Annotated in this window: 14 protein-coding genes and 1 pseudogene; 6 read left to right on the forward strand and 9 right to left on the reverse strand. The window is 74.0% G+C overall.

The window, feature by feature from the left end; all coding sequences use genetic code 11:
* Positions 1–281: 281 nt before the first annotated feature.
* From DKT68_RS14030 to DKT68_RS31465, 3 genes are all read left to right on the forward strand, one after another.
* Positions 282–2675 (forward strand): M4 family metallopeptidase, encoded by a 2394-nt coding sequence (locus DKT68_RS14030; RefSeq protein WP_109817846.1) that lies wholly within the window; start codon positions 282–284, stop codon positions 2673–2675.
* 129 nt (positions 2676–2804) lie between these two features.
* A complete protein-coding gene (locus DKT68_RS14035) occupies positions 2805–3578 on the forward strand; it encodes an enoyl-CoA hydratase/isomerase family protein (protein ID WP_109817847.1) in 774 nt (257 codons plus the stop codon).
* 101 nt (positions 3579–3679) lie between these two features.
* Positions 3680–5227, forward strand: coding sequence for a serine/threonine-protein kinase (locus DKT68_RS31465; RefSeq protein ID WP_236646888.1), 1548 nt, complete (start codon positions 3680–3682; stop codon positions 5225–5227).
* 69 nt (positions 5228–5296) lie between these two features.
* Here DKT68_RS31465 and DKT68_RS14045 read toward each other — a convergent pair whose 3' ends face one another.
* The 4 genes from DKT68_RS14045 to DKT68_RS14060 form a co-directional block, all read right to left on the reverse strand.
* On the reverse strand, positions 5297–5740 hold the full coding sequence (locus tag DKT68_RS14045; RefSeq protein WP_109817848.1) for an HNH endonuclease: 444 nt from the start codon (positions 5738–5740) through the stop codon (positions 5297–5299).
* Between the two features lie 226 nt (positions 5741–5966).
* Positions 5967–7178 (reverse strand): hypothetical protein, encoded by a 1212-nt coding sequence (locus DKT68_RS14050; RefSeq protein WP_109817849.1) that lies wholly within the window; start codon positions 7176–7178, stop codon positions 5967–5969.
* A gap of 81 nt (positions 7179–7259) precedes the next feature.
* Positions 7260–8798: an FAD-dependent oxidoreductase gene (locus DKT68_RS14055; RefSeq protein ID WP_109817850.1), complete on the reverse strand. Its 1539-nt coding sequence runs from the start codon at positions 8796–8798 to the stop codon at positions 7260–7262.
* A gap of 47 nt (positions 8799–8845) precedes the next feature.
* Positions 8846–9334, reverse strand: a complete 489-nt coding sequence (locus tag DKT68_RS14060; protein WP_109817851.1) for an MSMEG_6728 family protein — start codon at positions 9332–9334, stop codon at positions 8846–8848.
* Positions 9335–9428: 94 nt separating this feature from the next.
* On the opposite strand from DKT68_RS14060, the pseudogene DKT68_RS14065 reads away from it, so the two are divergent.
* A pseudogene (locus DKT68_RS14065) lies at positions 9429–11348 on the forward strand (potassium channel family protein); the annotation flags it as partial.
* Here the strand turns inward: DKT68_RS14065 and DKT68_RS14070 are convergent.
* Both DKT68_RS14070 and DKT68_RS14075 read right to left on the reverse strand, forming a co-directional pair.
* Positions 11304–12542, reverse strand: coding sequence for an APC family permease (locus DKT68_RS14070; RefSeq protein ID WP_109817852.1), 1239 nt, complete (start codon positions 12540–12542; stop codon positions 11304–11306). The pseudogene DKT68_RS14065 and the gene DKT68_RS14070 overlap by 45 nt on opposite strands.
* Positions 12543–12551: 9 nt before the next feature.
* The gene (locus DKT68_RS14075; protein ID WP_109817853.1) at positions 12552–13298 is read right to left on the reverse strand and encodes a phosphatase PAP2 family protein; all 747 of its coding nucleotides are present in this window, start codon (positions 13296–13298) and stop codon (positions 12552–12554) included.
* A 102-nt stretch (positions 13299–13400) separates the two neighbouring features.
* Here DKT68_RS14075 and DKT68_RS14080 point away from each other — a divergent pair, with 102 nt between their 5' ends.
* The gene (locus DKT68_RS14080; RefSeq protein ID WP_407940741.1) at positions 13401–14612 is read left to right on the forward strand and encodes a DUF4032 domain-containing protein; all 1212 of its coding nucleotides are present in this window, start codon (positions 13401–13403) and stop codon (positions 14610–14612) included.
* Positions 14613–15563: 951 nt separating this feature from the next.
* On the opposite strand, the gene nagA is transcribed toward DKT68_RS14080, so the two are convergent.
* Genes nagA through DKT68_RS14095 form a run of 3 tightly spaced genes read right to left on the reverse strand, consistent with a single transcriptional unit; the run spans position 15564 to position 18567 of the window.
* A complete protein-coding gene (gene nagA, locus DKT68_RS14085) occupies positions 15564–16673 on the reverse strand; it encodes an N-acetylglucosamine-6-phosphate deacetylase (protein ID WP_109817855.1) in 1110 nt (369 codons plus the stop codon).
* Complete coding sequence (locus tag DKT68_RS14090) at positions 16670–17641, reverse strand: ROK family protein (RefSeq protein ID WP_109817856.1); 972 nt, start codon at positions 17639–17641, stop codon at positions 16670–16672. The genes nagA and DKT68_RS14090 overlap by 4 nt, the downstream gene beginning before the upstream one ends.
* Positions 17638–18567 carry an SIS domain-containing protein gene (locus tag DKT68_RS14095; protein WP_109817857.1) on the reverse strand — a complete coding sequence of 310 codons (930 nt, stop codon included), beginning with the start codon at positions 18565–18567 and terminating at the stop codon, positions 17638–17640. Before DKT68_RS14095 ends, DKT68_RS14090 begins: the two co-directional genes overlap by 4 nt.
* Before the next feature lie 199 nt (positions 18568–18766).
* Here DKT68_RS14095 and DKT68_RS14100 point away from each other — a divergent pair, with 199 nt between their 5' ends.
* Positions 18767–19552 (forward strand): DeoR/GlpR family DNA-binding transcription regulator, encoded by a 786-nt coding sequence (locus tag DKT68_RS14100; RefSeq protein WP_109817858.1) that lies wholly within the window; start codon positions 18767–18769, stop codon positions 19550–19552.
* The last annotated feature ends 22 nt before the right edge of the window (positions 19553–19574 follow it).

A 19574-nucleotide genomic window follows, 5' to 3' on the forward strand; every position in this document is an offset into this window, starting at 1 on the left:
AGGTGTATAGGAGACAGGTCCGGGGTGGTGCCGGCCCGGTCGTCGCTGGTGCAGCCGGCCAGGAGGGCGACCAGTAGCGCGATCGTGGCGCCGGTCGTCGAGGCGGGTCTCATGCCGCTCGGACGCACGGCCGCGACCGTCGGTTCCCCCGTCACCGCCCTCATCCGAACGGCCATTGTCGATGTCTGGGAGCGGTCCAAGCCTTCTTTTTTCCTCAACACATAGCTATATCTACATGCGTGACTACCCCCGTCACAACCTTTCTCCTTCCAGGAGGGCACGTGAAACGACCCATCGCCGCCGTCAGTGCTGTGCTACTCACCAGTGGCCTGCTGACCTGCGTCGCCACCGCGTCGCACGCGGCTCCGCCCACCGCCCCCGCGCCGGACGCCTCCGCCGCGGCCCGCGCGGCGACCGTCCTACGGACGAACCCCGGCGCGGTCCAGGGTTCGAGCGCCGAGTCCTACCAGGTGCACAGCACCAGGGTGGACGCCACCGGCGCCGCCCACACCCGCTACACCCGGAGTTACCAGGGACTGCGGGTCTACGGCGGTGACTTCGTCATCCACACCACGCCGAGCGGCGCCTACGCCGGCAGCTCGGTCGGTTTGGCCGCGCCGCTCACCCTCGGCACCACGGCCACGGTCGCCGCCACTGCGGCGAAGAAGACCGCCCGCGCCGGGTTCGCCGGCACGGTCGAGGCCGTGGGCACCCCGGAGCTGTTCGTCGACGCCAGCTCCGGCCGCGGCCGGCTCGCCTGGGAAACCGTGGTCAGCGGCTGGCAGCCGGACGGACAGACCCCGTCCCGGCTGCACGTCGTCACCGACGCCACCACCGGCGCGGCCATCGGGTCGTACGACGAGATCGAGGCGGTGACCGGCACCGGCAACAGCCTCTACTCGGGCACGGTCAGCATCGACACGACGCTCTCCGGCAGCACGTACCAGATGATCGACCCCTCGCACGGCAACGGCTCGACGTGCGACATGAACAACGGCACGTCGAGCTGCACGACCTTCACCGACGCGGACAACACCTGGGGTACCGGGGCCACCTCCAACCGGCAGTCCGCCGGCGTGGACGCGCACTTCGGCGCCGCCAAGACGTTCGACTACTACAAGAACGTGCACGCCCGCAACGGCATCTTCGGCAACGGCACGGGCGTGCCGAGCCGGGTGCACTACGGCAACAACTACGTCAACGCCTTCTGGGACGGCTCCCGGATGACCTACGGCGACGGCTCGGGTAACTCCCGCCCGCTGGTCTCGCTCGACGTGGCCGCGCACGAGATGAGCCACGGGGTGACCGAGAACGTGGTCCCCGGCGGCCTGACCTACTCCGGTGAGTCCGGTGGCCTCAACGAGGCCACCAGCGACATCTTCGGCAACATGGTCGAGTTCTACGCCAACACCTCGGTCGACCCGGGCGACTACCAGGTCGGCGAGAAGATCAACATCAACGGCAACGGCACGCCGCTGCGCTACATGTACAACCCGTCGCTGGACGGCTCGTCCGACAGCTGCTGGTCCACCAGCACCAAGAACAAGGACGTGCACCACTCCTCCGGTGTCGCCAACCACTTCTACTTCAACCTCGCCGAGGGCACCGGCGCCACCGCGTACGGCACCTCGCCGGTCTGCGGCTCCGCCCCGGCGGTCACCGGCATCGGCCGGGCCAAGGCGGAGAAGATCTGGTTCCGGGCGCTGGACGTCTACTTCACCTCCAACACGTCGTACGTCAACACCAGCAACCCGGCGAACACCGCCCGCGCCTACAGCCTGCGGGCGGCCACCGACCTGTACGGCAGCTGCTCAACCGAGTACAAGGCCGTGCAGGGCGCCTGGACCGCGGTGAACGTGGCCGGCAACGACGCGCCCTGCTCGACCGGCAACGACTTCTCGGTGTCGCTGTCGCCGACCGCCGGCTCGGTGAACCCGGGCGGCTCGGCGGCCACGACCGTCGCCACCGCGACCACCAGCGGCTCGGCGCAGACCGTGACGTTCTCCACGTCCGGCCTGCCGAGCGGGGCCAGCGCGGCGTTCAGCCCCGCCTCGGTGACCTCGGGCGGCTCATCCACCCTCACCATCAGCACCTCGGCGGCCACCCCGCCCGGGACCTACTCGGTCACCGTGAACGGCGCGGGCTCGGTCACCCGGAGCGCGACCTACCGGCTGACCGTCAACGGCACCGGCGGCGGCTGCACCGCGCCCGGCCAGAAGCTGGCCAACCCCGGCTTCGAGTCCGGCGCCACCGGCTGGACGGCCAGCTCCGGCGTGATCACCAACTCCAGCAGTCAGCCCGCCCGCACCGGGTCGTACAAGGCGTGGCTGAACGGGTACGGCAGCAGCCGCACCGAGACGCTCGCCCAGTCGGTGAGCCTGCCGTCCGGCTGCTCGTCGTACACGGTCAGCTTCTGGCTGCACATCGACTCGGCCGAGACCACCACCAGCGTCGCGTACGACACGCTTCGGGTGCAGGTGCTCAACTCGGGCGGGACCGTGCTGGCCACGCTGGCGACCTACTCGAACCTGAACAAGGCCGCCGGCTACAGCCAGAGGTCGTTCTCCCTGGCCGCGTACGCCGGCCAGACCGTCTCCCTGAGGTTCACCGGCACCGAGGACTCCTCGCTGCAGACGTCCTTCGTGTTCGACGACACCGCGGTCACCGTCTCCTGACCTGACCCGTCGCGAGGGCCCGGCGGCCACCCCTCACCGGTGGTCGCTGGGTCCGCGCCGTTATGGTCGCCGCACCGGCGCAGGTCGCCGGCGGGCCAGAGCGGCGGCGTCGGACGGGCGCGGGGAGGGGTGGACGTGTCGGACGCGGAGTTGACCGTCGAGGTGACCGGACCGGTGGCGACCGTGGTGATCCACAACCCGGCCCGCCGCAACGCCATGACCGCGGCCATGTGGCGGCAGCTCCCCGAACTGCTGGACCGGCTGGAGCCCGACCCCGACGTGCGGGCGCTGGTGCTCACCGGCGCGGGTGGGGCCTTCTGCGCCGGCGCCGACCTCGGTGACCTCGCCGAGCTGCTGGACGCCGGTGACGCCAGCATCGCCGTGGCCGCCGAGGAGCGGCTGGCCCGCTTCGCCAAGCCGACCGTGGCGGCGATCCGGGGCGCCTGCGTCGGGGGCGGCTGCCAGCTCGCGGTCGCCTGCGACCTGCGGATCGCCGCCGACGACGCCCGGTTCGGCGTACCGCCGGCCCGGCTCGGGCTGGTCTACCCGGCGCCGACCACCCGCCGGTTGGCCCGGCTGGTCGGCCCGTCCGCCGCCAAGCACCTCCTGTTCACCGCCGAGCTGATCGACGCCGAGCGCGCCCTGCGAGTCGGCCTGGTCGACGAGGTGCTGCCCGCCGACCGGCTCGCCGCGCGGGTGGACGACCTCACCGCGACGATCGCCCAGCGGTCGCCGCTCAGCGTCGCCGCAGCCAAGGAGATCGTCGACGACCGGGCCGGCCCGACCCGGGTGGCCTGGTGGCACCGGAGGGTGGCGGCCAGCGGGGAGGCCCGGGAGGGGGTGGCGGCGATCGCCGAGCGCCGCACGCCCCGCTTCGCCTGGCGCCCGCCGGCCGCTGACTGACCCTGTCTCCGCCGCTCCCGCCGCAGCTCGGCCGCTCCGGCCATTTGACGATCTCGATCCCGGCTGGCGTGGCGCCGGGGCGGTACGGCAGGCTGTCCGTCGTGCAGCGTGATCAGTTGCTTGCGGGCCGCTACCGGCTCCTGGAGCGCCTCGGCAGCGGCGGGATGTCGGCGGTGCACCGGGCGTACGACGAGGTGCTCGAGCGGGATGTGGCGGTGAAGGTGCTCGTCGCCTCGGACGCCAACGCCCGGGAGCGGATCCGGGCCGAGGCCAAGGCCGCCGCCCGGCTGTCGCACCCGCACGTCACCAGCGTCTACGACTACGGCGAATCCCTGCTCGACGGCACGCAGGTCCCGTTCGTGGTGATGGAGCTGCTCGACGGTCACACCCTCCACCAGCGGCTGGCCAGCGGGGCTCTGCCGCCCCGCGCGGGCCTGCGGGTCTGTGGGGAGGTGGCTGCCGCGCTCGCTGCCGCGCACGCCCAGGGGCTGGTGCATCGCGACATCAAGCCGGGCAACGTGATGCTCACCCCCACCGGCGCGAAGGTGCTCGACTTCGGTATCGCGGCGGTCGTCGGCGACCCGGAGATCGACTTCGAGGGGCGGTTGCTGGGCACGCCCGCCTACCTCGCGCCGGAACGGCTGGAGGCCGGCGAGGTGCTGCCGGCCTGCGACGTGTACGCCCTCGGCCTGCTCCTGCACCGGGTGCTCACCGGTCGGCTGCCCTGGCGCGCTGAGACGCAGGCCGGGATGCTCCGCGCACACGCGCACGTCGAACCGGACCCGCTGCCCGAGATCGACGGGGTGCCGGCCGAGATCCACCGGCTCTACCGGTGGTGCCTGGCCCGCGACCCCGACGACCGGCCGCCCGCCGCGGAGGCGGCCCGCATCCTGCTCACCGCGGGCGAAGGGACCGCCGCCGAACGAACCGTGGTGGGAAGCGAACCACCCACCGTCGGGAGTGAACCGGCCGGCGCGATCGGCGCCGGGTCGGAGGCGCCGACCGCCCAGGTGGCAGATGCCCCGGCCGCCGGGTCCGTGCCGGTTGGCCGTGCGGCGGCCGGAACGACCGGTGCCCTCCGGCGGCGGTCCTGGCGTTGGCGGCGTGCGCTGCTGGCGGTCGGCGGTGCGGTGGTCGCCGCCGTGGCGATGGCCGGGTCGCTCGGCGACACGAGCGCACGGCGTCAGGAGGGCGGCACGCCGCGGACCGGCGTCGGGCCGGGTGGCACCACCACCGTGGGGATGCCGCGGACCGCCGAGCCGCCCGACCCTCCACGCGTCGCCCCGCCCGTCGGCGTCGCCCCGCCCGCCGCGCGGACCAGCGCTCCGACCGGCCCGGGTGGCACGCCGACACCGAGCCCGGCACCCCGCACCTCCGGACCGACCCCGACCCCATCGGCGTTCCCGCCCGCTCCGCGGCGGGAGGTGCCGGTGGACAGCGAGGGCGGGACGGTCACCGTCCGCTGCGTCGGGGCATTGGCCGAGGTGCTCGCGGTGACTCCCGCGCCCGGGTACCGGGCGGAGGCGTACGACCCGGGCCCGGCGAGGCAGATCCGGGTCGAGCTGACCTCCGCCGAGCACAGCAGCGAGATCCGGGCGCACTGCGCCGACGGCCGACCGAAGCCGAAGGTCAAGGAGCGCGCCGGCTGACCGGGGGCCGGCGGGTGCCGCGCCGGGGCGTACCCCCGACGCGGCCCCCCGTTCCCGCCGGCCGGTCCGTCACCGCCCGGCGAGGGCCGCCCAGCCCGGGTTCACCGGCTCCCGACGCAGCGGCATACCCGCCTCCGCCGGCGTCCGGTCCCCCTTGCGCTGGTTGCAGCCGTAGCAGGCGGCGGTGGTGTTCCTCCAGGTGTTCCGGCCGCCGCGCGAGCGGGGCAGGATGTGGTCGATGGTCGACGCCGGGCCACCGCAGTACGCGCAGCAGCGGTCGTCGCGGCGCAGCACCCCGGCCCGGGACCAGGCCGGCCCGGCACTGAACCGCCACCGGGTGACCACGTAGCGGACCAGACGCACCACCCGGGGCATCGGGAACACCCCGATCACCTGGTCCGGCTCGGCCTCGTGGATCTCGGCCACCCGGCGGCAGAGCATCCGGACGGCGTGCTGGACGGTGACCCGGTGCAGCGGGCCGAGGTCGGCGTTGATGACGAGGACGGCGTCCACCGGGATCTCCCTTCAGAGCGGTGACGGACGAGGTGCTCCGGACAGCGAAGAGCCGCCCGGTCCGGCTGTCGGACGGGCGGCTCGGCGCGTACGGGTACGCGTCAGTCGGGCCGGCCCGCCCGGGGACCTTCCGCTCGGCAACCGTCGCTGGGCAGCACGGATGGCACGGCGGTGACGTGCGACATCGTCATGACCTGCTCCCGTGGCGGCGGTTGACCTTGCGCGATCACGGTAGGTCGGCGGGGGAGAGAGGGGCAACGTATTTCGATCGGCCGTCCGGCTCCTCCGGCCGGCGCTGCCGGCGGGTCCGGGCGGTGACCCCCGCGGTCTGCCGGGCGGTGGCCAGCGGACGGTCCACCCGTACGGCCATCCGCGCGGCGAGTTCGCTGTCCAGCAGCGGCCGGTTGACCTCGCCGGCCACGGCCAGCGCGGGTCCGGAGACCGACCGCCAGATGGCGGCCAGCCCGGCGCCGAGGCCCAGCAGGGCCACCGTGGCCCGGGTGGTCGGCGAGCCGGCCGCCGCGGCGGCGCTCACCCCGACCACCGCGAAGAGCACCACCAACAGGGGCACCAGCACCGGCCAGAAGATTCCCCGTGCCGCCTGCGCCACCAGCCGGCGGTCCCGGATGATCAGGTTCCGGGCGACCACCGCGTAGTCCTCCTCGTCGAGCAGGTCGCGCGGATGCAGCCCGCCGGTGAGTACGCCGCGCCAGAGGTCGCCCTGGTTGCGCAGCTCACAGGCCAGCTCGGCGAGGGCCGGTTCGGTCGGGTCGCCCCGGCCGGCCTGCTCCACCGCGGCCGCCCAGGTGGCCAGCGAGCGGCGCACCACGGCGGCCGAGTACGGCGGCAGGACGGTGGCCAACTCCTCCAGCCACCGGCTGATCTGGATCTGCCGGCCGCCGAAGCGCCGCGCCAGTTGGGAGCCGTCACCGGACCGGACGGTGTCGGCCAGTGACCGGCCCAGCCGGTAGGCGAGCCCGACGCGGTGGTTGGTGGCCATCGCCCAGCGCAGCACCTCCATGTTGAGGTCGTCGAGGGCGAGCAGCAGCGGCCGCGGGTCGGCGGAGCCGGGCCGGTCCAGGTCGGGGAGCCGGGCCCGGGCGGCCGAGGTGTCGGGCAGCGGCCCGGTGTGCCGGGTGAGTTCGGCGATCTGTCCCAGCGCGACGTCCACCCCGTCGAGGTACATCAGCATCCGCCGGGGCGCGGACATCTCGGTGAAGTTGGAGAGCTTGGCTGGTGGGCCGGGTGACCCGGCCTCGGTGGTCGGGCCGAGCTCGGCGTGCTGGCCGTGGTGGTACGCGTCCGCCATCCACCAGCCCAGCCGCAGGGCGGTGACGATGCAGGCGCGCTCGTCGCGGATCAGGGGGTACGCGTCGTCCCGGCCGATCTCCTCGACCGGTGGCTCGCCCTGCGCGCCGGCGCGGTGCAGTGGTGACATCTCCCGCTGCCCTCCCGCCCGGTCGATCGACGGATGATCAACCCAGCGTACGACAGCGCAACGCGGCATATGACCGCTTTGTCAGGTTGCGCCGCCTCGCCTCGCCAGCAGACCCCGGAGCCGGACCGAGCGCACCGGCTCGGCCGCCGCGCCCTCCGCGCGCAGGATGTGGTTCGCCGCGACGATCCCGGTCGCCGCCGAGCGTTCCATCAGGGCGCTCGGGAAGGCCGTGGCGATCCCGTCCCCGGCCAGGTAGAGGCCGGGCGCGTCGGTGCGCACTCCCGGTCGCCAGGCGTTGCTGCCCGGGGTGAACGCGGGCGCCTGCGCCTCCACCCGGGCCCGTAGCTCGCGGACCCGCAGGCCGGCGGCCTCCGGCCAGAGCGTCACCAACTCCCGGCGCATCCGCTCGGCCAGCACCTCGGCCGGCAACCCCGGCTCGCAGGCGTACGCGTGCAGCTCGACGACCGACCCGCCGGTCTGCCGCGCCCAGCGCCGCGACTCGTTCTCCAACCGGTGGTAGAGCGTCACCGAGTCCAACGTGGGCTGCCGCGACACCCCACTGAAGACCGCCCGGTCGGCGGCCACGTCACCGTCACACCAGTAGCGGGCCACCGCGTACGGCGGACCGGGCTTGCCGAACGCCGGCATTCGCGCCACCAGCTCCGGCGCCCGCTCGACCAGGTCGGGGGAGGCCGTGACCAGCGCGGCGAGCGCCGGCGGGTCGACGGCGAGCACCACGTGGCCCGCCGCATGGCTGCCGCCGTCGGCCGTGGTCACCCGCCAGCCGTCGGCGTCGCGACGCACCCCGGTCGCGGCGACCCCGGTGAGCACCCGGCCGCCGTGCTTCTCCACGTGCCGGGTCAACGGCTCCCAGATCGCGGTGGCGTAGTCCTCGTCGGGGCAGTCGAAGGCGAGCCCCTCCGGGTTGCCGAGCAGGTAGAAGTGGAACTGGGCGACCATCTCGGCCGCGGACATCTCCGCCTCGTGGTTGAAGAACGAGTGCGAGAACACCTCGAACAGCATCGCCCGGGCCCGGTCCGGCAGGCGCAGCGAGGCCAGCAGCTCGTCGGCGGTGGTGTCGTCCAGTTCCGCGTAGGTGCGGACCGGGTCGTAGGTGAGCAGCGGCAGCGCGGCGTCCCGGTCCATCGACCGCAGGTCGGCCAGCCGCAGGCTGGGACTGCGCAGCAGCAGCGCGAGCAGGTTCAGCGGCGGCGCCGGCGGCAGCCTGCCGAACTCCTCGGTCGGCCACTGCCCGCTCAGGATCGGATAGCCCGGGACCGGCTTCAGGAAGCCCAGGTCGGGATCGACCCGCCGGAGGATGGACCGCCAGTTGTAGTACTGCCGGAAGAACGCGTGGAAGCCGTGCTCGTTCTGCTGGCTGCCGTCGGCCAGCGCCTCCGGCCAGGCGCCCAGCCGCCCGCCGAGGGTGGGCGCCGCCTCCAGCACCGTCACCGCCACACCGCGCTCGGCCAACACCACGGCCGCCGACATGCCGGCGATGCCGCCACCCACCACCACCGCCGCGACCGGTCCCGGCACGCGGTCGGCCCCACCGCCGCCCGGGTCGACCTCGTGCTGGCGTACGCCGATGAGCCGACCCACCACCTGCGACAGCGCCATGAGCACCTCCCCGCCCTGACGGAGTCCCCAGTCTGCCGCACGACCGCTCAGTCGGGCGGTAGGCAGCGGCGGGGGCGGTCGGAGGCGGGCCAGACGTACTCCAGGTCCTCCGGGACGCCGTCGCCGAAGATCGGGCGGTAGTGCCCGGGGTCCTTGCGCAGCAGCGACGATCGATGGCTCAGGTGCAGGTCGTCGCGACCCAGCCAGGGTGGCAGCTCACCGGACTCGGCCAACTCGGCCTGCGTACGCACGACACCGGCTCCGCAACTGGCGGCGAGGTCCACGGTCAACGTGGCGGCGCAGGTGTCCGCCCGCCCCGGCTCGGACCAGACCGCGCACATGTCCAGCCCGTAGCGGGTGAGCGCCTCCTCGTACCCGGCCCACATCTTCACCGCCGGGTGGTTACGCCAGCCGTACCCGGGCCGGGTGAGCCCCCGCAGCACCTGGATGGCCTCCACCCGCTGCTTGCCCAGGCGCTTCTGGTCCAGCGTGCGGGCGCTGGCCAGGAAGTCCGGGTACGGGAGGAAGGTCTGCATGCCGCTGCTCTACCCGTCGCCCCGGTCGGCATGCCTGGTCGGGGATGATCCGGACGGGGTCGCCCACCGTGGTCGTGCTGGCTACGATCCGGGCATGGCGGAGCCGTGGCGGGACCGGGCGCGACGGGCGGTCGAGTGGAACTGGCGGCTGCGGTCCGCCGGTGACCCGCGACCGCACTACGTGGTCTGCGGGCGGGACGCGCTCGCCTACTACGTGGCCCGGGCGATGCTCGAATCCGAGCTGCCGGCCGGCGGGGCCCGCGTGACGGTGGTGGTGCCGGAGCGCTACCGCAGCAACGGGCCGGACGTGGCCGGGCTGCGCGGGGTGCGGGTGGTCCGCTCGGAACGGTTGGACGTGGCGACCTTCGAGGCCGCCGGCCTGGCCGGGGCGACCGGTCTGGCCCTGCTGCACCAGGACGACGTGGGCAACCTGCACGCGGCGCTCTGCGCCCAGGCCGTCGACCAGCGGGTCCGTCAGGTGCTGCGGATGTTCAACGGCACCCTCGCCGACGGCGTCCGCAAGCTGCTCAAGGCCCCGGTCGAGGTGCTGTCCGACGCCGAGATGGCCGCGCCGGCGTTCGTGGCGGCCGCGCTCGGCGAGGTGGACCCGAGCTCCTTCCAGCACCGGGACAAGACGTTGCGGGTCGCTCGTCGGGCCGACGTCCGGCCGCAGGACGTGGTCTGCGCGTTGGCCGACTTCAGCGAGGAGCAGGGGGTGGAGCTGCTGCCGGCCGAGCAGGCCGGCGCCGACCTGGTGCTCGCCGAGGCGACCGGGCAGCCACCGGCCACCGAGGTCGCCGCCCGCCGGCTGGTCCGCGCCCGCCGGCGGCGCCGCCCGATGGCGGTGCTGCTGCGGGCCGTCCGCGGCTTCGCCACCCGCAAGATCGGCATCGCGGTGATGCTGGTGCTCGCGGTGATCGCGCTGCTCGGCGCGTTGATCTCCCGGGCGGAGGACGTCTCCCCGGTGGAGGCGCTGTACCTGACGTTGGTCACCACGCTCAGCGGCGCTGATCCGGACACCGACAAGGCGGCCGACGCCCAGATCATGCAGGTGGTGCTCAACCTGGTCGGGTTGGCGCTGATCCCGTTGATCACCGCCGTGGTGGTGGACGGCATCGTCAACGCCCGACTGGCCCTGCACACCGGCCGGCTCCAACCGGCCCGGGCCGGGCACGTGGTGGTGATCGGCCTCGGCAACGTCGGCACCCGGGTGATGGCGCAGCTCCGCGAGTACGACGTCGAGGTGGTGGCCATCGACAAGGACCCCGAGCCGCGTGGGGGCGCCCTGGCCCGGCAGTTGGAGGTGCCGCTGATCGTGGGGGACGCCGCGCTGCCGGAGACCCTCGCCGCCGCGTCGGTCGCCGACTGTCAGGCGCTGGTGGTGGCGTCCACCGACGACGTGGCCAACCTGGAGGCGGCGCTGGCCGCCCGGGACCTCCGCGACGACCTGCGGGTGGTGCTGCGGCTCTTCGACGGTGACTTCGCCGAACGGGTGGAGGAGACGTTCGCTCTCGGGGTGTCCCGCTCGGTCTCCTACCTGGCGGCCCCGGCCTTCATCGGGGCGCTCACCGAACGCGCGGTCATCACCACCATCCCGGTCGACCGGCACGCGCTGCCGGTGGCCGAGGTGCCGGTCGCCCCCGGCTCCGAGCTGGACGGCCGACCGCTCGACGTGGTCAACCGGGACGGGCAGGTCCGGCTGATCGCCCGGACCCCCGCCGGCGGGGCGAAGACGATCTGGTGGAGGGACCTCGACCCCCGGCAGGTGATCTTCGCGGGTGACCGGCTCACCGTGGTCGCCCGCCGTCGCGGGCTGGACTGGCTGACCCGGCAGTGTGCCCCGCCCACCCGCACCGGCCCGGTTCCTCGGCCGGCCGGGTCCGTGCACGGCGGAGAGCAGACCGCTGGGTCGGCGGATCTGCAGGTGGCTGCCTCGGCCCCCGGCGCGGCCCACCCGGTGCCGGCCCGGTCAGCGACTCCGCTGCCGCACGAGGTGCCAGGCGGTGCCGGCGGCGAGCACGCCGAAGCCGGCCAGCACGCTGGCCAGTGGCAGGTTGACCGCGAGCAGCAGGCACCCGACCAGGCCCAGGCCGGAGAGCACCTGAACCGGTAGCCGCCGACCAGGGTCCCGACCCAGGGTCAGCGCCGCCGCGTTGGTGATCGCGTAGTAGACGAGCACCGTGCAGCTGGAGAAGCCGATCGCGTCCCGCACGTCCCCGAGCAGCACCACCAGGATCACCACGGCGGCCACCGCCAGCTCGGCGCGGTGCGGCACCTGGCGTACCGGGTGCACGGCAGCCAGCGCGCCGGGCAGGTCGCGGCGGCGGGCCATCGCCAGCGTGGTCCGGCCGATCCCGGCGACCAGGGACAGCAGCACCCCGGTGACCGCGATCGTGGCCCCGGCGCGGACCACCCAGGCCAGGCCGGGCAGCCCGGCGGCGGTCACCACGTCGACCAGGGGCGCGGCGGAACCGGCCAACCGGTCGGCGCCGAGCACGCCGAGCGTGACCACCGCCAGCACCAGGTAGATCGCGAGCACCACGCCGAGCGCCAGCGGCACCGCGCGGGGGATGGTCCGCTGGGGGTCGCGGACCTCCTCACCGAGGGTGGCGATCCGGGCGTACCCGGCGAAGGCGAAGAAGAGCAGCCCGGCGGCGGTGAGGATGCCTCGACCGGAGCCGCCGGGGTCGCCGAGCCGGCCCAGGGCGAGGTCGCCACCGGCGACGCCGACGACCGCGACCAGGGCCAGCACCGCGAGCGCGAGCGCGACCAGGGCCTTCGTGACGGTGGCTGTCTTGCCGATGCCGCGCAGGTTCACCGCGGTGACCGCGAGCACCGCGCCGACCGCGACCAGCCGCGCCTGACCCGGCCACAGGTACGCCCCGATGGTCAGGGCCATCGCCGCGCAGCTCGCGGTCTTGCCGACGACGAAGCCCCAGCCGGCGAGGAAGCCGGCCAGCGGATTGAGACGTTCCCGGCCGTACACGTAGGTCCCGCCGGATTCCGGGTAGCGGGCGGCCAGCCGCGCCGAGCTGGTCGCGTTGCAGAAGGCGATGAAGCCGGCCAGCACCAGCGCGGGCAGCAGCCCGGCGCCGCCGGCCACCGCCGCGGCCGGTGCGAACACCACGAAGACGCCCGCGCCGAGCATCGACCCCAGACCGATGACGACCGCATCGGGTACGCCCAGCCGGCGCGCCAGTTGATCCACCGCCGAACCCTAGGGGCGCGAGATGAACGGCCGGTCCCATTCGCGTAGCCGGCCGGGTAGCGGCAGGTCGTCCCAGGGCACCCGGTGCAGCAGCCGATCGAGGAACAGCCCGAGCAGCAGCGCCGCCACCCCGTCGGTGACCCAGTGGAAGTTCAGGTATGTCGTGGTGACCAGCAGGATCGCCGGCGGGGCGAATCGGACCAGCCGGTGCACGGTCGGGTGCAGTCGCCCGGCCGTCAGCGCGGTCAGCAGCACGGCGATCACCCCGTACCAGACGATCGCGTTGGCGACGTGCCCGGACGGATAGGAGAGGTCGTACTCGGTGGGCGGCAGGTCGTTGAAGATCCGGACTGACCGGGTCGGCGGCAGATCCGAGCTGGGGGCGGCCCGGTCGGTCAGGACCTTGAGCGGGCCGACCGTCAGGTACAGGAGCACGAACGCCCCCGCCACCAGCAGCAACGGCCGGACGGTGCGGGCACGCCAGGCCACTGCCACCGCGAGCGCCCCGGCGAACGGCATCAGCAGCCAGCCACCCTGCCCGAGGAAGTTGAACACCCGTGCCGTCCAGTAGATCGGCGCCGGGTGGTGGGCGTAGGCCCACTCCCGGACCGCGAGGTCCAGCCCGAGCAGCGCCCCTCGGGCAAGGGCCAGGGTCAACGCGCCGAACGCGACCAGCAGCAGCGCGTCGAACCACCAGCCAGCCGGGCGGACGGGCCGCAGCCGCAGGTCACGTCGTACCGCCGTGGGTGTGAGCACGGGACCACGCTACCGGCCCCCGGCGAGGCCGGGGCGTCCCGCGCTGTGGGCCCAGCCACGATGGGAGGCGGACGCGGGGGGCGACGCGGCATGCTTGTGCCCGTGCGGATCACCTCGGCCCTCGTGGACCCGGCGCTGCTCGACCTTCCGTGGTCGACACCGTTGGAGGAGTGGCCTGCCCAGCACCTGGTGGCTCTGCCGCAGGGCATCTCCCGGCACATCGTCCGGTTCGTCCGGCTCGGTGACTACGTGTACGCGTTCAAGGAGACGCGCGAGCGGATCGCCGAGCGGGAGTACGACCTGCTCCGGGCCCTGGAGCGGATCGACTTCCCGTCGGTCGAGGCGGTGGCGGTCGTCGCCGACCGGCAGACCGACGACGGGGAACCCCTCGAGTCGGTGCTGATCACCCGGCACCTGCAGTTCTCGCTGCCCTACCGGGCGCTCTTCTCGCACACGCTGCGGCCGGAGACGATGAGTCGTCTGCTCGACGCGCTCGCCGCGCTGATCGTGCGGATGCACCTGACCGGTTTCTTCTGGGGCGACTGCTCGCTCTCCAACACCCTGTTCCGCCGGGACGCGGGCGCGTTCGCCGCCTACCTCGTGGACGCGGAGACGGGCGCCCTGCACGCCTCGCTCTCCAATGGCCAGCGCGGCGAGGACCTGGAGATCGCCCGGGTCAACATCTTCGGCGAGGCGCTCGACCTCCAGGCCGCCGGCCTGCTGCACGAGTCCATCGACCCGGAGGTGGTCTGCGAGGAGGTCGTGCAGCGCTACGAGCGGCTCTGGCACGAGATCACCTACGAGCAGGCGATCGAGCGGGAGGCCCGGCACGACATCGAGGGCCGCATCCGCCGCCTCAACGACCTGGGCTTCGACGTGGCTGAGGTCGCCATGTCGACGATCGACAACGGGCGCTACCTGGTCCGGCCGAAGGTGGTCGACGCCGGCTACCACACCCGGCGCCTGCTGCGCCTCACCGGCCTGGACGCCGAGGAGAACCAGGCCCGCAAGCTGCTCAACGACCTGGACGCCTACCGGGCGGAGAGCGACCTGACCGACGAGCAGCAGGCGGCGCACCGCTGGGTCACCGAGGTCTTCGAGCCGGTGGTCCGGGCAGTTCCCGGGCACCTGCGCCGCAAACTGGAGCCGCAGGAGCTGTTCGCGCAGATCATCGAGCACAAGTGGCTGCTCTCCGAGCGGGCCGGCCGGGACGTCGGGATGCGCCACGCGGTCCAGTCGTACCTGTCCGACGTGCTCGTGCACCGCCCCGACGAGCAGGCCGTGCTCGGCGTCGAGGTCCCCACCGCCGGCTGATTCGCGGGTCGTTGCCCGCGTCGACTGGTCGTCCCCCAGGCGCGGGCAGTGGTGGCCGTTCGCGGGTCGCGATGCCCGCGTCGACCGGTCCAGGCGCGGGCAGTGGTGGCCGCGCACCGGCCCGCCCTGCGCCCGTCACCCTCCCGGCGCCCCGGGGGTAGGTGCGGCTGCTGCCTTTGGAGCTGATGTCGCAAACGATTCAGCGCAAAACGCTTTCGTCGCGCCGTCGCGCCGTCGCGCGGTCGCCGGTCGTGCCGCGGTGGGTGGCGCGGTCGCGCGGTCGTGCGGTCGTGCGGTGGGGTGGTGGGTGGCGCGGTCGTGCGGTCGTGCGTCGTGCGGTCGTGCGGTGGGGTGGTGTTGTCGTTCGGTCGCGCGTCCGTGCGGTGGTGCGGTGGTGGGTGGCGTGGTGGTGCGGTCGCGCGACGCGCGACCGCGCGGTGGTGCGGTCGCGCGGTCGTTCGGTCGTGCCGTCGTGCCGTCGTGCCGTCGTGCCGTCGTGCCGTCGTGCCGTCGTGCCGTCCGGGGTGTCCGGGGTGGACCCGGCCGCTCGGGCTGCGGCGCCTTCCAGTTGACCTTCGGGCGCCGGAGCTCACGCACGGCGGCGCGATGTCGTAAGCGATTCAGCTCCAAAGGGACCGCGGGGTGCAACCCAGGCCGGTCAGGAGGGTGCAATCCAGGCCGATCGGGAGGGTGCAACCCAGGCCGGTAGGAAGGTGCGATCCAGGCCGATCGGGAGGGTGCAATTCGGGCCGGTCAGGAGGGTGCAACCCGGGCTGGTCAGAGGGCGCAATCCAGGCGGGTTAGGAGGGCGCAACCCGGGCTGGTCAGGAGGGTGCAATCCCAGGCCGGTCAGGACGCGGCGACCACGGCTGGCCGTACTGCGTGGGCAGTCAGTGCTCGGCCCGGGACCGGCACCGCAATGCCCGCTGGGCACGAACCAGCGAGCGGGTGTCACTCCACCCAGGAGCCGCCGCGCAGCACCCGGACCACGTTCAGGTCCTCGTCGAGCACCACCAGGTCGGCGCGGAGGCCCACCTGGACGGCGCCGACCCGGTCGCCCAGGCCGATGGCTCGGGCCGGGGTGGTCGCCACCATCCGGGCCGCGTCGGCGATCGGGATGCCGGCGCCCACGGCGTGCCGCAGCGCGGCGTCCATGGTGAGGGTGCTGCCGGCGATCGCGCCGTCACGGGCGAGCCGGGCCTCCCCGTCGGCCACCGTGACCGCCTGGCCGCCCAGCTCGTACTCGCCGTCGGGCATCCCGGCGGCGGCCATCGCGTCGGTGATGAGGGCGGCCCGTTCCGGGCCGGCGGTCGCGGTGGCGAAGGTGAGCATGCCGTCGTGCAGGTGCACCCCGTCGGCGACCAGCTCGCAGACCACGGTGGGCGCGTCGAGCAGGGCCACCACGGGGCCCGGCTCGCGGTGGTGCACCGGCCGCATGCCGTTGAAGAGGTGCGTGCCGACGCTCGCGCCGGCGGCGACCGCGGCGCGGGTCTGCTCGTACGTGGCGTCGGTGTGGCCGACCGCTGCCACCACCTGCCGGGCGGTGAGCAGCTTGATCGCCTCCAGCGCACCGTCGCGCTCCGGGGCGATGGTGACCATCCGGATCGCGCCCCCACCCAGCTCGATCAGCTCGGTCAGCTCGTCGGTGGACGGGTCACGCAGGTACTCCGGGTTCTGTGCGCCGCAGCGGGCGGCGGACAGGTAGGGCCCCTCGAAGTGGATGCCCGCCAGCACGCCCTCGTCGACCAGCGGGGCGAAGGCCTCGGTGGCCGTGCGCATCAGCGGGAACGGCGCGCTGACCAGGCTGGCCAGCAGGGTGGTGGTGCCGTGTGACAGGTGGAAGCTGGCGGCTCCCCGCGCCTGGTCGGCGTCCCCGGTCGTGAAGGTGTGCCCACCGCCGCCGTGCGTGTGCATGTCGACGAAGCCGGGCAGGATCCAATGCCCGTCCCGGACCGACGGGTACTCGGCCACCGCCGTGATCCGGTCGCCGTCCCACTCGACGCAGCCCTGCCGGATGACACCGTTCGGGGTCACCACTCGACCGTTCACCCGTAGCGTCATCGCTTCTCCTGATGGTCACGGACGCTCGCGGCGTCCAGGGCGAGCAGGGCGGCGCCGAGGCAGCCGGCCTCGTCGCCGAGGGCCGCCGCGACCAGCCGCGGCTCCCGGTGGAAGGTCATCCGTTCGTGCACGGCCGCCCGGAGGGGGACGAGCAGCCGGTCGCCGGCCTGGGCCAGGCCGCCACCGAGCACGATCGTCGCCACGTCGAACAGCGCCTGCCCGGAGGCCAGCCCGTCGGCGAGCGCCTCGACCGCCTCCTGCCAGACCTGGCCGGCGAGCGGTTCACCCGCCGCGGCCCGCTCGGCCACGTCGGCCGCCGTCACCGGGGCGTCGGGCGCCTCCCCGGCCAGGTCGGCGTAGCGGCGGCCGATCGCGGCGGCCGAGGCGACCGCCTCCAGGCAGCCCGGCCGGCCGCAGCCACAGCGCGGCCCGTCGGGGCGGACCACGATGTGGCCGATCTCCCCGGCGGCGCCGTGCGCGCCGACGGCAGCCGTGCCGTCGACCACGTGGGCGGCGGCGATGCCGGTGCCGATCGCCACGAAGAGCACGTGCCCGGTGCCGCGTCCGGCGCCGAGTCGGGCCTCGGCGAGGCCGCCGACCCGCACGTCGTGGCCGATCGCCGTGGGCAGGCCGAGTCGCGTCACCGCCAGGTCCCGCAGCGGTACGTCCCGGAAGCCCACGTTCGCCGACCAGACCGCGACCCCCCGCGCCTCGTCCACGATCCCGGGCACGGCGATGCCGAGCGCGACCGGGGTGAGCCCGTCGGCGCGGGCCTTGTCGGCCAGCCCCTCGGCGACGTCCAGGATGGTGCCGACCACGGCGGCGGGGCCGCGCGCGGCGTCGGTGGGGTGCCGCTCGGTGCGCACGACGACACCGTCCGGGCGGACCAGGGCGCACTTCATGCCCGTGCCGCCAACGTCCAGCGCGACGACGACGCGGTCGGCATGCACGGCGTCGCCGTCGTTCACGCCAGCACCACCGACCGGCTCAGGTGCCGGGGCGCGTCCGGGTCGAGGCCCCGGCTGGTCGCCAGCGCGACCGCGAAGCGCTGGGCCAGGATCAGGTCGGCCATCGGGTCGACGGGGGTGCGGCCGGCGGCCCAGGTGCCGAGCGCGGTGCGGCATCCGTGGGTGCGGCTGTGGACGAAGGCCGCGCCGGTGGCGGCGACATCCTCGGGCAGCCCGTCGGGCAGTTCGCCGAACGCCCAGACCAGCCGGCCGGGCGCGGCGATCGAGATGGGGCCGTGCCGGTAGTCCATCGCCGGGTACGCCTCGGCCCAGAAGGTGGCCGCCTCGCGGCACTTGAGCGCGGCCTCCTGGGCCAGCCCGACCGTCCACCCCCGACCGAGGAAGGTGACCTGCCCGATGGTGGCCGGGTCGATCGGCAGCGGGGCACGCACGGCCACCTCGGCGTCGGCGGCCAGCGCGGTCACCGGGTCGCCGAGGTGGGCCCGGAGCAGGGCCAGCGCGGTGGTCGCGAAGCGGGTCTGCACCACCGACCGCTCGTCGGCGAAGGGCATGGTCACCGCGGCGGTGGCGAGGTCGACCGCCGGGGACGCCTGGTCGCCGACGATGACGGTGCTGGGCACCCGGCCGCGCAGTGCGGCGAGCAGCTCCAGGACCTCGGTGGTGGTGCCCGAGCGGGTGATGGCGATCAGCCGGTCGTAGTGGCGTCCGGTGGGGAACTCGGACGCCTGGAACGCGTCGGTCTCGCCCTGGCCGGCCTGCTCGCGGCGTGCCGCGTACGCCATCGCCATGAACCACGACGTGCCGCAGCCGACGACGGCGACCCGCTCGCCGGGACGCGGCAGATCAGCGCGGACGACGCCGGCCAGGTGGGCGGCCTCCCGCCAGCAGTCGGGTTGGCTCGCGATCTCCGCGTCCACGTACGCCATGGGAACTCCTCGCAGGGCCGACCGGTGCGCAATACGGCTCGTTACACCCGTATTTCGCGCGTCATTCTGCGCGAACCCGGGTGGTCGTGGCAACCGGCCGTCCGATCGCGCAGGCCGGTCTTTTGCGCCACCCTAGTTTCGCGCACTAGTGTGCACGCAATCAATCACCGTCCGTGCAGTCACTGGGAGGGCCCCCGCGGTGGACCGGTACGCCAGATGGAACGCCCTGCTCGAGATGCTGACCGACAACGGCCGGGTCAGTGTCGAGGCGGCCGCTGAGCGGCTGGACGTCTCCCAGGCCACCATCCGTCGGGACTTCGACCAGCTCGCACAGCAGCAGATGATCACCAGGACCCGGGGTGGCGCGGTCGCCAACGGGGTCTCCTACGACCTGCCGCTGCGCTACAAGACGGCCAAGCACTCGGCCGAGAAGCAGCGGATCGGGGCGGCCGCCGCGGCGCTCGTCACGCCGGGCACCGTGGTCGGTCTGAACGGCGGCACGACCAGCACCGAGGTCGCCCGCGCGTTGGCCGTGCGGCCGGACCTGAACACCAGTGCCGAGGGCGCCCAGCTCACCGTCGTGACCAACGCGCTGAACATCGCCAACGAGCTTCTGGTGCGGTCCCGCATGAAGGTCGTGGTGGCCGGCGGGGTGGTGCGTCCGAAGTCGTTCGAGCTGGTCGGCCCGCTGGGCGGGGCGCTGCTGCGGGAGGTCACCCTGGACGTCGCGCTGCTCGGCGTGGACGCGATCGACCCGCAGCTCGGCGCCGCCGCCCATCACGAGGGCGAGGCGGCGATGAACAACCTCATGGTGGCCCGGGCCAAGCGGGTGGTGATCATCGCGGACTCGTCCAAGTTGGGCGGTCACGCGTTCGCCCGGATCTGCCCGGTCGAGCGGGTGGAGACGCTGGTGACCGACTCCGGCGCCGCCCCGGAGGTGGTGGACGCGTTCCGCGCCGCCGGCGTGCACGTCGTCTGCGCCTGACCCGTCACTCCGCGTCGATGAA

The organism is Micromonospora acroterricola (assembly GCF_003172955.1).
GTDB classification, from domain to species: Bacteria; Actinomycetota; Actinomycetes; order Mycobacteriales; family Micromonosporaceae; genus Micromonospora; species Micromonospora acroterricola.